Below are 14,473 nucleotides of genomic sequence, written 5' to 3'. Positions count from 1 at the left end.
TTACTTTAATAGTGTTTTATATAAGGGAACAAAATGCGTAAAAAAAGATGTTTTATATTGAGCTTGTTGTTCAAGCATCGGCAAATGAAAAAGTGCAGTCAAATTTTCTGAAGTTAAAATGTCCTTTGTTTTACCAAATTGATAATTTTGTTTGTTTAACAATAAAGCTTTATTGGCTATCGCTACAGCTTGATTAGGTTGATGTGTTGTGAATGCGACCGTCATTTTCTGTGATTGTGCTAAATCCATCAGTAAAGACAACACGATATCTTGATTTGCAAGATCTAATGCTGAAGTTGGCTCATCCAACAATATCAATTTGCATTCTGAAGCAATGGCTCTCGCAATTAAAATTAGTTGTCGCTGCCCGCCCGAAAGCGAAGCAAATTCGCGCTTTGCCAAATGGGTCAAGTTCAAATAATCCAGTGCCTGCATGGCGACTTGATAATCATGCGGTTTCGGTTTGGCGAAAGTATTAATATGGGTTGAGCGCCCCATCAACACGATATCCAATACGGAATAAGCAAAAGGCGAAGAAAAGAATTGTGGCACAAAACTGATGGATTGATACACCTCAATCTTGCCCTGAATCGGGTGATGAATGCCAAGCAACAAATCCAACAAGGTGCTTTTTCCGCAACCGTTTTGCCCTAAAATCGCCAGAATATCCCCTTTATTCAAATCAAAATTCAGTTGCTGAAACAGGAAGTTTTCCGCTTGGTAATAAAAACCTAGATTTTCCACGGAGAGCGCTTTATTCATTCATGCCTCCGTGCTTTAGTTTATATACCAATACGCCAAACAACGGCGCTCCGATAAGTGCGGTCAAAATACTGATTGGAATTTCGGCATCGGACAGGGAACGCGCAACGTTGTCCACGAGCAACATATAAGTCGCACCGACAAGCATGGTGCAAGGCAATAAACGTTGATGATTGGCGCCTACCAGCATACGACTAAGATGAGGAATGATCAGCCCGACCCAGCCGATACTGCCGCTAATTGCCACCTGACACGCCACTAACGAACCGCTTAAGAAGATCACTAACCAACGTAATGGCGCCACTTTCACGCCTAATGCCTTGGCTTCTTTCTCATCTAAAGACAGTAAATTCAAGCGCCAACTTAAGCCGAGTAAAATTGAGCTACACGCCAAAAACGGGGCAAAGAAAAAAGCGAATTTTTCCCAGTTAGAGGTGGCAAAACTCCCCATCAACCAAAACACAATGCTTGGCAATTTTTCTTCTGTATCGGAAATGTATTGCAATAGACTCACGAGGGCTGAAAAAAGCCCGCTTAAAATCATGCCGATAAGAATAAGCATCAACAAGCTGCGTTGATTAAATTTGAAGCTAAATAGAAAAACCAAGGCAAGCGTGCCGAAGCCAAATAAAATAGTGCTGGCAAATAAGCCGTATAAACTGAATCCAAAGAAAATTGCCAAGGTGCCACCGAAGGCTGAACCGGAGGTCACGCCGATAATATGCGGATCCACTAACGGGTTACGAAAAATGCCTTGTAATACCACACCACTCAATGCCAAACCTGAACCCACGCAAAGTGCGGTTAAAATTCTAGGTAAACGCACTTGAAAAATCACCTGTTGCTGCACTGGATCGATCTCAAGTGCGCTCGCTTTTGCCCACAGAATTTGCCCAATTTGCGGTACAGACAAAGAATACCGCCCGATTCCCAAAGAAATCACGGCGGTAATGACAAGCAACAGCGTTAAGCCAAAGAGAATTTTAGAGTAACTATTTAGCTGCATTGTTGGCTTTGTAAGAAGTGCGGTAGAATTTTTGGTAATAATCGTTCACCATTTTATCCAAATCCACATCTTGGAAACGTTGTGGATAAAGCGCTTTCGCCAACCATACTTCGCCCAACGCTAAGGCTTCCGGCATCGGGTATCCCCAGGCTTTGGCATATTCCGGCATCAACAAAACTTTTTTATCTTTTACCGCCTGAATATTTGCCCAACCTTGATCATTCAAAATTTGTGGTACCACATCAGGATAACGATCTTGCACCAAAATCACCGCCGGGTTCCATTCCAACACATTTTCTAGAGAAACCTGTTTGAAACCTTTAATGGTTGCCGCCGCGACGTTATAAGCGCCCGCGTGTTCCATCATAAGCCCCGTATATTTACCGGAACCGTAAGTGCCTAAATCCGGATTTGCCATATAAGTGCGCACGCGTTTATCGGCAGGAACATCGCCTAGGCGATCTGCCAACAACTTACGATTGGAAAAGGCAGCTTTCACTAACTCATCGCCTTGTTGTTTTTTCTCAAACACCTCGGCAATCAGTTCAATGCCCTGTTTTAAGCCGTCATTATAAGCTTTATCTTCGTCAGTTAAGGTTGGATTAAGTTTGCCTTTCTCACCCGCTTCACCGGTACGCAAGGAAATTGCCACCACTGGAATATTCACGTCACTGATTTGCTTGATCATTTCGGGCGGTGCATAGTTAGTCACAAACACCACATCTGGTTTTAACGCCAACAGACTTTCAATATTAACGGAATTCAAATCGCCCGGCATCGCCATGTTTTCCAGCTCCGGCGCAAGGCGAACATAGTTTTTGCCTAGTTGTTTCTTCCAGTTGGAAAGCACTCCCACAATCTGTTTTGTGGCATCCAACTGCACGGCAATATTCAAGGTTTGGTGCTGTAACACCACGGCTCGGTTAATGTGATCGGGAATTGTCACTTTGCGATCGAGTTGGTCTGTAATAATGCGATCAGCTAATGCTGAAAAAGAAAGGGAACCGAGCAAGCCGGCAATTAACAATGATTTAAGTTTCATAGCACATCCTTATTTTAAGTAAGAAAATATCATTATACACATATTTATATAATGATAAACTCTGTACTCATATCTTTTCAATCACCACCTTTATATTTTCTGGCGGTGCATAATAAGGTGCAGAAGTGATAAATAAACGAATACCCAATTTGGCGTAATCTGATACATTATTTTTATTTACTCCTCCAGCGACAGAAAGCAGAATATCTTTCTGTTTTGATTGAAGTAGATCTAAAGCCTTTTTCACATCCTCAAATGACCATTTATCAAGTTGGATAATATCTGGTTCGGCCATATATATTTGCTCAAATTGAGCAAAATTATCTGCTTCTAAAGTAATTTTATTTTCAGGCGCTTCTTGACGTAATCTATCCACAATTTTCGTCCAATCATTTGGATCAGAAAGTAAGTTTCGATGATTAGTAAAAACCAAAAGAGTTTCGCTAACGCCTTGTCGATGAATATGTCCACCAGCTGCTAATACAGCATTCGTCGCAAGTTTACGCGTATTAGGAATACTTTTACGCGTGCAAGCCACAATAGCACTTGGATTAACCGCTTTGGCATTCGTAATCATTTCTGCCGTATATTGAGCAACCCCACATGACCATTCAAGCACCAATTGCACCACTTTCCAAGCTTGATGTAATTGTTCAGACATTCCTTCCGCACTGATCAACAAAGCACCTGATTCAACCCACTCCCCTTCTTTTACATATAAGTGCGGTTGAATATCCAGTTTTTTTAATAATTTTTCAGCAACAGAAACGCCCGCCACAATACCTGCATTTTTACGCTTAAAAAGAATTTTTGCCGGAATATTTTCAATACCAAGGGCATGAGTGGTTAAATCACCACGATAAATATCCTCAAGTAATAAATCATCCAATTCTTTATCGGAAAAATAAATCATCGTAACTCCTTAAATTAATTGACCCTGATATAACTGAATCTGCTTACCTGAAAAATACTCGGCTTCTTTTGGCTCATGCGTTACTAAAATTGTTGTAATTTCATTTGTTTGAATTAAATTTTTTAACACTTTCCAAATATCTTTACGCGAAGACCAATCTAAAGAGGAAAAAGGCTCATCTAAAAGTAATAAATCAGGACGATAAATTAGTGCTCTTGCTAAAGCTACACGCTGTTGTTCTCCACCGGACAACTGATGAGGATAGCGATTAATAAGATGATCTATTTTTAATTCAGATAATAATATCTGTTGTTCAGCATCAGATGCTGATGGATTAGCAAGTATTAAATTTCCTCGTACCGTTTTATGAGGAAACAAATAAAGTCGTTGATTCAAATAACGAAAATTTCTCTTCCACGGAGGATTATTTTCTAGAACTTGGTTATTCCATAAAATAGAGCCAGAATAATCAATATAACCAGCAATCGCATTTAATAAAGTCGTTTTTCCGCTACCTGATTCACCAACAACAGAAAGGCATTCACTTTTTTCAATTGAAAAAGAAATAGATTTTAAAATATTAGTTTGAAGATTCTGAACTATTAACATACTAAACAGCCCTATTAATCACCCGTAAAACTAGCAACAAACATGTAGATATAAATAAAAGCCATAATGATGCGCCAATAGCGATTTCAAAATCACCACTTGAAATATTCAAATAGACTGCCATAGGTAAAGTTTCGGTTTTAAATCGCGTTGCCCCTGCCAACATTAATGTGGCTCCGAACTCACCTATTGCGCGTGACCAAGCTAAAACTGAAGCACAAACCAAAGGCTTCCAACACATAGGAATCTCTATTTTTATTAAAGTCTTAAACGGTGATAACCCAAGAGTATAAGATGCAAATCGATAACCTGATTCAAAGGAAGAAAAAATACCGCGAGTGCTACGCAATAAAATCGAACTCGCAATATAAGTCTGAGCAATAATGATCCCTACAGGGGAAAAAATCCATTTACTTATAAAAGGAAGCAGTTCAGCCAATATCCCTTGTGAACTAAAAAGTAGAAGCAAACTTAGTCCTGTGACTAATGGTGGCAAAACCATTGGTAAATCAAACAAAGTGTCAAAAAATGATTGAAAAGGCAACCGCACTTGACTCATTCGCCATGCAGATGGAATAGCAATACATAATGCTAATATCAAAGAAAAAAGAGACGTTCCCAATGACATTAGCAATGCAAAATGCAATTCGGAATTAAATAATATTTGTTGAAAAAAATAAAAATCTAATGTTGCGATTAAAGAAAGCACCGATCCCATAACAACAAATAATAGTATTAATAATGGGATCAGCGCTAACTTTAAACTTAGACAATTATTTAGCCGGTAAGAAACCTTCATCAGTAAAATACTTCACGCCTTGAGGAGATTTAAAGAAATCAAATAACTGTTGAGCTTCTTTTGGATATTTAGAAGAAGAAAGTAGACCAATAGTAACTTTTTCTTCTGGCGTGCCTTTTGGACTTGGTAATAATTCAACCTTGTCTCGAACTTTCCAAGCACCTGAACGACCTACTACAGCCGCATCTACATCACCATTTAATAAATATAGCATTAATTGTTTTACCGTTGCAGCTTTCACAACAACTTTATCATTAAGTTGCTTTTGATATCCTGACAACTCAAACATTTTTTCAGCGCCTTTACCAAGAGCCATTGCTTTACTATCACCAATACCTAAACGTAATGAGCTTTCAGCTAATGCTTTAAAAGAATCAATCCCTGAAATTTTATCTTTACGAATAGCCATAACTGGAACATGCAATACTATTGTCCCTATATTGTTTACATCATTAGTTTTCTGTAATTTTGTGACATAATCCTCTGAACCCGCTAAAAAAAGATCACCACTTTTTACCGTGTTATAACGAGCTAGAATCTGCCCAGAACCACCATATTCAACAGTTACTTTATTTCCTGTTTCTTGTTCATATTGGTGAATAATTTTTTCCACAGGCTCCTTCAGTCCTGCCCCAGCATATAAATACAAGTCTGCAGCTTGTACAGAAAATGTAGTTAAAATCATTGAAGTTACTGCAACTAATTTTTTCATTTTCTCTCCTTATAAAATGAGTTTCAGCGAAAATCGATATATATATAATTGTATAATGAATTATTCGAAAGATTTATTCAATCTTTAGTTTATAAATTAATCGATTTTTTTTCTAATTTCATGACATGGCACTAATTGACTTAATTTTGAAACAACAAAAAAGGTTGGGACTCCCCAACCTTTCAGCTAATCTTTCAATAATTTAATTTTTTCAATCACATTTGTTGTTGAACAACCATTTTCAAAGTTTAGCACTTTAACATCACCGCCATTTGCCCAAACTTCTTTTGCTCCAGCAATCTCTTCGGGTTTGTAATCTCCGCCTTTAACTAAAAGATCTGGTAGAATTTCGCCGATTAAACGTTGTGGTGTGTCTTCGGTGAACGGCACCAACCAGTCCACTGATGCCAAACCAGCCAGTACAGCCATACGGTTTTCAAGATTATTAATTGGACGACTGTCACCTTTTAATCGTTTAACTGAATCGTCGCTGTTTACCGCAACAATTAGACGATCGCCCAATTTACGTGCATTTTCTAAATAAGATACATGCCCTGGATGCAAAATATCGAAACAGCCATTAGTCATCACAATTTTTTCACCACGCGCTTTCGCTTGTGCGACAGCATCTTTTAATTCAGCTTCACTCATAATGCCAAATCCCGTTTCAGGGCGAGCATGAATCGCATTTTCAAGTTCCACAGTCGAAACCGTTGAAGTCCCCAATTTACCCACCACAATTCCAGCGGCCACATTGGCTAGGTAACAAGATTCTTCGAAAGAACGTCCATCTGCTAATGCAGTTGCTAATACGCTAATGACAGTGTCACCGGCTCCCGTCACATCAAACACTTCTTTTGCAACGGTTGGCAAATGATAGGGTTCTTGATTTGGGCGTAATAATGTCATGCCTTTTTCAGAACGCGTCACCAAAAGTGCGGTTAATTCAATATCAGAAATTAATTTTAAACCCTTCTCAATAATTTCTTCTTCTGTATTACATTTGCCCACGACAGCTTCAAATTCAGACATATTTGGTGTCAATAATGTCGCACCACGATAACGTTCAAAATCAGTTCCCTTTGGATCGATTAACACAGGCACATTCGCTTTGCGTGCAATTTGAATCATTTTCTGAACATCTTTTAGCGTGCCTTTGCCGTAATCAGAAAGAATCAAGGCACCGTAATTTTTCACCGCACTTTCTAACTTCGCTAATAAATCCTTGCAATCTACATTATTGAAATCTTCTTCAAAATCAAGGCGGAGCAGCTGTTGATGACGAGATAAAATACGTAATTTAGTAATGGTTGGATGGGTCTCTAATGCAACAAAATTACAATCGATTTTTTGTTTTTCTAATAAGTGGGAAAGCGCAGAACCTGTCTCATCTTGTCCAATCAATCCCATTAACTGAACGGGTACATTAAGTGAAGCAATATTCATAGCCACATTTGCAGCACCACCCGCGCGCTCTTCATTTTCTTGTACACGAACCACTGGCACAGGTGCTTCTGGTGAAATACGGTTCGTTGTGCCGAACCAATAACGATCAAGCATCACATCGCCTAATACAAGTACTTTTGCTTGCTTAAATTCTGCTGAATATTGAGCCATTTTAAAATCTCTCTATTTGAATAACCAAAATTGTAGCGATTTTACCACAACTCAAATTTACGATAAACTACGCCCCTAACTTAGGTGGAAAGAACAATGAAAAACGAAAAACTCCCTCAATTTCAACCGCACTTTTTAGCCCCAAAATACTGGCTTTTTTGGTTAGGCGTGGCAATTTGGCGAAGTATTTTATGTCTTCCCTATCCTATTTTGCGCCATATTGGTAATGGTCTCGGTTGGCTGTTTTCACATTTAAAAGTAGGTAAACGTCGAGCTGCCATTGCACGCCGTAATCTTGAACTTTGTTTCCCTGATATGCCTGAAAATGAGCGTGAGGTGATTTTGCAAGAAAATCTTCGTTCAGTAGGAATGGCAATTATCGAAACTGGCATGGCTTGGTTTTGGTCGGATTCACGTATCAAAAAATGGTCAAAAGTTGAAGGCTTACATTATCTAAAAGAAAATCAAAAAGATGGAATTGTTCTCGTCGGGATTCATTTCTTAACGCTAGAACTTGGCGCACGCATCATTGGTTTACATCATCCTGGTATTGGGGTTTACCGCCCAAATGACGATCCAGCATTTGATTGGCTCCAAACACAAGGTCGTTTACGCTCCAATAAAGATATGCTTGATCGTAAAGATTTGCGCGGAATGATCAAAGCTTTACGTCACGAAGAAACCATTTGGTATGCGCCTGATCACGATTACGGCAGAAAAAATGCCGTTTTTGTACCATTTTTTGCGGTGCCCGATGCTTGCACAACTACTGGTAGTTATTATTTATTGAAATCCTCACAAAACAGTAAAGTGATTCCATTTGCGCCATTACGCAATAAAGATGGTTCAGGCTATACCGTGAGCATTTCAGCGCCTGTTGATTTTACGGATTTACAAGATGAAACGGCGATTGCTGCGCGAATGAATCAAATCGTTGAAAAGGAAATAATGAAGGACATAACAATATACATGTGGCTACATCGCCGTTTTAAAACGCGTCCAGATGAAAATACGCCTAGTTTATACGATTAAAAGTGCGGTCGAATATCACCGCACTTTTTGATAGAATTTTCTCAAATTTAAAAAATTAACGACTCATCTAACCATGACAACCAATTATTCAGCTCAAGAAATTACCGTTCTTAAAGATCTCGAGCCGGTGCAAATTCGCCCCGGTATGTATACAGACACCACTCGTCCGAATCACCTCGCACAAGAAGTTATTGATAACAGCGTGGATGAAGCCCTCGCGGGTTTTGCCACAAAAATTGAAGTAATTTTACACCCAGATCAATCTATTGAAGTCACAGATAATGGTCGCGGTATGCCTGTGGATATTCACCCCACGGAAGGCGTTTCCGGCGTAGAGGTGATCCTGACTAAACTGCATGCGGGTGGTAAATTCTCCAATAAAAATTATGAATTTGCGGGAGGTTTACACGGTGTTGGGATTTCTGTGGTGAATGCGCTTTCTGAACGTGTGGATATTCAAGTCAAACGCAATGGTGAAGTCTATAAAATTGCCTTTGAAAACGGCAATAAAGTAGAAGAATTGGAAGTTATTGGGACTTGTGGCAGACGCACAACGGGAACAACCGTTCACTTCAAACCGAATCCAAAATATTTTGACAGCGCAAAATTTTCCGTTAGCCGCCTACGTCATTTATTAAGAGCGAAAGCGGTACTCTGCTCTGGGCTTGAAATCAAATTCATTGATAAAGTAAACAATACTCAAGACATTTGGTTATATGAAGATGGGCTTTCCGATTACCTTATCGAAGCGGTAAATGGCTTTGAAACCCTTCCGGAAAAACCATTCGTTGGTGAATTTAAAGGAACAAATGAAGCCGTTAGCTGGGCATTACTTTGGTTGCCAGAAGGTGGCGAACTGATTGGCGAAAGCTACGTAAACTTAATTCCGACTATTCAAGGCGGAACGCATGTTAATGGCCTACGCCAAGGTTTGTTAGATGCCATTCGAGAATTTTGCGAATTTAGAAATCTATTACCACGCGGCGTAAAACTTACCGCTGATGATATTTGGGATCGTTGTTCTTACATTCTTTCCCTTAAAATGCAGGATGCGCAATTCGCTGGGCAGACTAAAGAACGCTTATCATCACGCCAAAGTGCGGTGTTTGTCAGCGGTGTTTTAAAAGATGCGTTCAGTCTATGGCTCAACCAAAACGTACAAGACGCTGAAAAATTAGCAGAAATAGCGATCAGTTCTGCACAACGCCGATTACGAGCAGCCAAAAAAGTCGTACGAAAAAAACTCGTTAGCGGTCCTGCATTACCAGGAAAATTAGCAGATTGTGGCTCACAGGATTTAGAAAAAACGGAATTATTTTTAGTGGAGGGCGACTCTGCGGGCGGCTCAGCAAAACAAGCGCGTGATCGCGAATATCAAGCGATTTTGCCTTTACGTGGAAAAATCTTAAATACATGGGAAGTTTCACCTGATCAAGTATTAGGTTCAACAGAAATTCACGATATCGCCGTAGCCCTAGGAATCGATCCTGACAGCAATGATTTATCACAACTTCGCTATGGTAAAGTATGTATTCTCGCGGATGCTGACTCTGATGGTCTGCATATTGCCACTCTACTCTGCGCCCTGTTCTTACGCCATTTTCCGAAATTAGTACAAGACGGTCACGTTTACGTCGCAATGCCACCACTTTATCGGATTGACTTAAATAAAGAAGTCTTCTACGCATTAGATGAAAGTGAAAAAGAGGCGATTTTAGATCGATTGAAAAATAAAAAAGGCAAACCGAATGTTCAACGTTTTAAAGGTTTAGGTGAAATGAACCCATCACAATTGCGTGAAACAACAATGGATCCTAATACTCGTCGCCTTGTTCAATTAACTTATGATTTAGAGGAAGACCAAGGCGCGGATACATTAGAACTCATGGATATGTTGTTAGCGAAAAAACGTTCCGAAGATCGTAAAAATTGGTTGCAAGCAAAAGGCGATCAGGTTGATTTGTCTGTTTAGACTAAATTAATCTCAGCAAATCCGAATTTTAATAAATTAAGAATATATTCAATTAACAGAAACCAAAATGACAAATATCAATTATGAAGGCATTGAGCAAATGCCTCTACGTACCTTCACCGAAAGGGCTTATCTCAACTATTCCATGTATGTCATCATGGATCGTGCGTTGCCTTTTATCGGTGACGGTTTAAAACCCGTTCAACGCCGTATTGTATATGCGATGTCTGAACTTGGCTTGAATGCTACGGCAAAATACAAAAAATCTGCCCGTACCGTCGGTGATGTACTCGGTAAATTCCATCCACATGGTGACAGCGCTTGTTATGAAGCGATGGTGTTAATGGCACAACCCTTCTCTTATCGTTATCCACTTGTAGATGGTCAAGGTAACTGGGGGGCGCCAGATGATCCAAAATCCTTCGCGGCTATGCGTTATACGGAATCACGTCTATCTAAAATCTCTGAAATCTTGTTGAGTGAACTCGGACAAGGAACAGTTGATTATCAACCAAACTTTGATGGAACCTTAGCCGAACCACAATATTTACCTGCTCGTTTACCTCATATTTTATTGAACGGCACAACAGGTATTGCGGTGGGGATGGCCACAGATATTCCACCACACAATATTAACGAAATTGCTGATGCGGCAGTAATGTTGCTAGATAATCCTAAAGCGGGATTAGACGATGTACTTGAAATTGTTCAAGGCCCAGATTTTCCAACAGAAGCGGAAATTATTTCGCCAAAATCAGAAATTCGTAAAATTTATGAGCAAGGTCGTGGCTCAATAAAAATGCGTGCAACTTGGAAAAAAGAAGACGGTGAGATTATTATCTCTGCGCTTCCACATCAATCTTCGCCATCCAAAGTTATTGCACAAATAGCCGAACAAATGACGGCAAAAAAACTGCCAATGCTAGAAGATATTCGTGATGAAGCCGATCACGAAAATCCAATTCGAATTGTGCTAGTTCCTCGCTCAAATCGCGTCGATACTGATGCGTTAATGGCACATTTATTTGCTACCACAGATCTTGAAAAAAGCTACCGTGTAAATATGAATATGATCGGGCTTGATCATAAACCTGCGGTAAAAGGCTTATTAGAAATCTTAAATGAATGGCTTACTTTCCGCCGTACAACCGTAACTCGTCGCCTTCAATATCGGTTAGATAAAGTACTCTCTCGCTTGCATATTTTAGAAGGTTTGATGATAGCCTTTTTAAATATTGATGAGGTTATCGAAATTATACGTCACGAAGATGATCCAAAAGCAGAACTTATGACACGCTTTAATTTAAGCGATGAACAAGCCGATGCAATTTTAAATTTACGCTTACGTCATTTAGCGAAATTAGAAGAAAACCAACTCAAAGCTGAACAAGATGAACTTGAAAAAGAGCGGTTAAATTTAGAAGCAATTTTAGGATCAGAACGCCGTTTGAATACTCTTATCAAAAAAGAAATTCAAGAAGATGCGAAAAAATATGCCAGTCCACGTATGTCTCAACTGGTCGAACGAGAAGAAGCTAAAATGATCTCTGAAAGTGACATGACGCCAGCAGAGCCTGTCACTGTCATCTTATCAGAAATGGGCTGGGTACGTTGTGCAAAAGGACACGATATTGATCCTAAATCATTAAGCTACAAAGCAGGTGATAATTATCGAGCTCATGCTTGTGGCAAGAGTAATCAAGCCGTTGTATTCATTGACAGTACAGGGCGGAGTTATGCACTCGATCCGCTTTCATTACCTTCCGCGCGTTCGCAAGGTGAACCCCTCACAGGTAAACTAACTTTACCCTCTGGTGCGACCATTGAATATGTCGTAATGGCGAGTGAACAGCAAGAATTATTGATGGCTTCTGATGCGGGTTATGGTTTTATTTGTAAATTTGAAGATTTAATTGCACGCAATAAAGCAGGAAAAGCCTTGATTTCTTTACCGGAAAATGCCAAAGTGATGGAGCCTAAGACGCTGGCGAATGCCACCGCACTTGTTGTTGCTATGACATCCGCTGGCAGAATGTTGATTTTCCCAGCAAAAGATTTACCGGCATTATCAAAAGGCAAAGGCAATAAGATAGTGACAATTCCTGCAGCAAATGCAAAAGAGCGCAGTGAATTGTTAGTGAAATTATTGCTCATTTCAGATCAAGCAAGTCTTGAATTTCATTCCGGAAAACGAAAAATTGTATTAAAACCGGAAGATCTGCAGAAGTTCCGTGCTGAACGAGGCAGAAAAGGTTCGACATTACCACGTGGATTACATACCAATATTGAAATAGTAGTAATCGAACCGCAACACAACACATAACTTAAACACAACATGGGGAGATCCAATTTATGAGCTATACATTTAGCACGTATGAAACCCTTGCACTGGCAAGCTTAGTCTTGCTTTTGGGCTTTTTTCTAGTTAAACGAATCAGCATCTTAAAAACATTCAACATTCCTGAGCCAGTTGTTGGTGGTTTTATTGTTGCCATTGGTCTTTTAATTTGGAATAAAGTTGACGGGACATCTTTTAACTTCGATAAGAATTTGCAAACTACCATGATGTTAGTGTTCTTCACTTCCATTGGTTTAAGCGCAAACTTTTCTCGTTTAATTAAAGGCGGAAAACCACTTATCGTATTTTTGTTCGTCGCTGGTTTACTAATTATTTGCCAAAATGTTATTGGTGTCGTAGGTTCATTAGCATTAGGTATCCACCCAGCATACGGTTTATTAGCAGGTTCTGTCACATTAACTGGCGGTCATGGTACTGGTGCTGCATGGGCAGATACATTCGTTCACCAATTTAATCTGCAAGGTGCAACTGAAATTGCGATGGCATGTGCAACCTTTGGTTTAGTCTTTGGTGGTATCATCGGGGGCCCTGTTGCACGTTTCTTATTAAATCGTCAAAAACAAGGTGAAAATCCTGAAAATGATGAAGTAGATGATATTCAAGAGGCTTTTGAACATCCAACTTACAAACGTAAAATTACTTCACGTTCGTTAATTGAAACTATTGCAATGATGTCTATCTGTTTGCTTATCGGTCAATATTTAGATGCACAAACAAAAGGCACCGCATTCCAATTACCAACATTCGTATGGTGTTTATTTACTGGTGTAATTATCCGCAATATTTTAACCAATATCTTCCGTTTCCAAGTAGCTGATTCGGCTATTGATGTATTAGGTAGCGTGGGTTTATCAATCTTCTTAGCTATCGCCTTAATGTCATTAAAACTTTGGGAACTTGCAGGCTTAGCGGTAGATGTATTAATCATTCTTGCAGTACAAGTTGTATTTATGGCGGTATTTGCAATCTATGTTACTTATCGCGCAATGGGTAAAGATTATGATGCGGTTGTATTAAGCTCTGGTCACTGTGGTTTCGGTTTAGGTGCAACACCAACAGCAGTTGCAAATATGCAAGCCATTACCAGTCGTTTTGGGCCATCACACAAAGCATTTTTAATCGTTCCAATGGTCGGTGCATTCTTTATCGACTTAATCAACGCTGCGCTATTAAAAGTCTCATTTGCAGTTGTAAATATGCTCGCGTAAAGTGCGGTTGAAATTGACAATGTTTTAGAGAAATGCCTTTATCTTGAATTGATAAAGGCATTTATTTTAAGGAAGAAAAACAAAAGGAAAAACTATGCACGAATTGTCTCTTTGTCAAAATATGCTGGAAATAGTAGAACAACAATGTAAAAGTCACGATATAAAAAAAGTCACGGATCTTTGGTTGGAAATTGGCGCGCTCTCTTGTGTAGAACCTGACGCATTAGAATTTTGTTTTGATATAACCTTTCAAGGTACAGCTGCTGAAGGCTGTAAACTTCATCTCATTCCTATTGCAGCGCAAGCCTGGTGTTGGCAGTGTCAAAAATTAGTTGAGATACAAGCTCATCATGATTCTTGTCCAAATTGTGGCAGCATACACTTGCAACGACAAAGTGGTGATGAATTGCGTATTAAAGAAATTGCCTTTGAATAAACAGCT

General features: G+C 39.4%; 13 protein-coding genes. 5 read left to right on the top strand and 8 right to left on the bottom strand.

Annotation, left to right across the window (positions count from 1 at the left end):
• The 8 genes from A8M50_RS04400 to hldE form a co-directional block, all read right to left on the bottom strand.
• Complete coding sequence (locus A8M50_RS04400; protein ID WP_005644994.1) at positions 1-762, bottom strand: ABC transporter ATP-binding protein; 762 nt, start codon at positions 760-762, stop codon at positions 1-3.
• The gene (gene molB, locus A8M50_RS04395) at positions 755-1,768 is read right to left on the bottom strand and encodes a molybdate ABC transporter permease MolB (RefSeq protein ID WP_005644990.1); all 1,014 of its coding nucleotides are present in this window, start codon (positions 1,766-1,768) and stop codon (positions 755-757) included. Before molB ends, A8M50_RS04400 begins: the two co-directional genes overlap by 8 nt.
• Positions 1,755-2,810, bottom strand: a complete 1,056-nt coding sequence (gene molA / locus A8M50_RS04390) for a molybdate ABC transporter substrate-binding protein MolA (RefSeq protein WP_005644850.1) — start codon at positions 2,808-2,810, stop codon at positions 1,755-1,757. The genes molB and molA overlap by 14 nt, the downstream gene beginning before the upstream one ends.
• 67 nt (positions 2,811-2,877) lie before the next feature.
• Entirely contained in the window at positions 2,878-3,723 is an 846-nt protein-coding gene (gene modD, locus A8M50_RS04385; RefSeq protein WP_005644724.1) for a ModD protein, read from the bottom strand.
• A gap of 9 nt (positions 3,724-3,732) precedes the next feature.
• Entirely contained in the window at positions 3,733-4,332 is a 600-nt protein-coding gene (locus tag A8M50_RS04380; RefSeq protein ID WP_005645090.1) for an ABC transporter ATP-binding protein, read from the bottom strand.
• Position 4,333: 1 nt separating this feature from the next.
• Entirely contained in the window at positions 4,334-5,131 is a 798-nt protein-coding gene (locus A8M50_RS04375; RefSeq protein ID WP_005644799.1) for an ABC transporter permease, read from the bottom strand.
• The gene (gene modA / locus A8M50_RS04370) at positions 5,106-5,843 is read right to left on the bottom strand and encodes a molybdate ABC transporter substrate-binding protein (RefSeq protein WP_005644652.1); all 738 of its coding nucleotides are present in this window, start codon (positions 5,841-5,843) and stop codon (positions 5,106-5,108) included. The genes A8M50_RS04375 and modA overlap by 26 nt, the downstream gene beginning before the upstream one ends.
• Before the next feature lie 186 nt (positions 5,844-6,029).
• Positions 6,030-7,460 (bottom strand): bifunctional D-glycero-beta-D-manno-heptose-7-phosphate kinase/D-glycero-beta-D-manno-heptose 1-phosphate adenylyltransferase HldE, encoded by a 1,431-nt coding sequence (hldE, locus tag A8M50_RS04365; RefSeq protein ID WP_005644985.1) that lies wholly within the window; start codon positions 7,458-7,460, stop codon positions 6,030-6,032.
• A 96-nt stretch (positions 7,461-7,556) separates the two neighbouring features.
• On the opposite strand from hldE, the gene htrB reads away from it, so the two are divergent.
• From htrB to hypA, 5 genes are all read left to right on the top strand, one after another.
• Entirely contained in the window at positions 7,557-8,492 is a 936-nt protein-coding gene (htrB, locus tag A8M50_RS04360; RefSeq protein ID WP_005644890.1) for a lipid A biosynthesis lauroyl acyltransferase HtrB, read from the top strand.
• Between the two features lie 73 nt (positions 8,493-8,565).
• Positions 8,566-10,464 (top strand): DNA topoisomerase IV subunit B, encoded by a 1,899-nt coding sequence (parE, locus tag A8M50_RS04355; RefSeq protein ID WP_005644948.1) that lies wholly within the window; start codon positions 8,566-8,568, stop codon positions 10,462-10,464.
• Between the two features lie 67 nt (positions 10,465-10,531).
• The gene (gene parC / locus A8M50_RS04350) at positions 10,532-12,787 is read left to right on the top strand and encodes a DNA topoisomerase IV subunit A (protein WP_005644683.1); all 2,256 of its coding nucleotides are present in this window, start codon (positions 10,532-10,534) and stop codon (positions 12,785-12,787) included.
• Positions 12,788-12,816: 29 nt separating this feature from the next.
• Entirely contained in the window at positions 12,817-14,031 is a 1,215-nt protein-coding gene (gene gltS / locus A8M50_RS04345; protein ID WP_005644663.1) for a sodium/glutamate symporter, read from the top strand.
• 94 nt (positions 14,032-14,125) lie between these two features.
• Positions 14,126-14,467, top strand: coding sequence for a hydrogenase maturation nickel metallochaperone HypA (gene hypA, locus A8M50_RS04340; RefSeq protein ID WP_005633520.1), 342 nt, complete (start codon positions 14,126-14,128; stop codon positions 14,465-14,467).
• The last annotated feature ends 6 nt before the right edge of the window (positions 14,468-14,473 follow it).

It is taken from the genome of Haemophilus haemolyticus, assembly GCF_001679045.1.
Taxonomy (GTDB): Bacteria; Pseudomonadota; Gammaproteobacteria; order Enterobacterales; family Pasteurellaceae; genus Haemophilus; species Haemophilus haemolyticus.
Note: the sequence above shows the minus strand (reverse complement) of the source record. Positions and strands in the feature narration are given on the sequence as shown.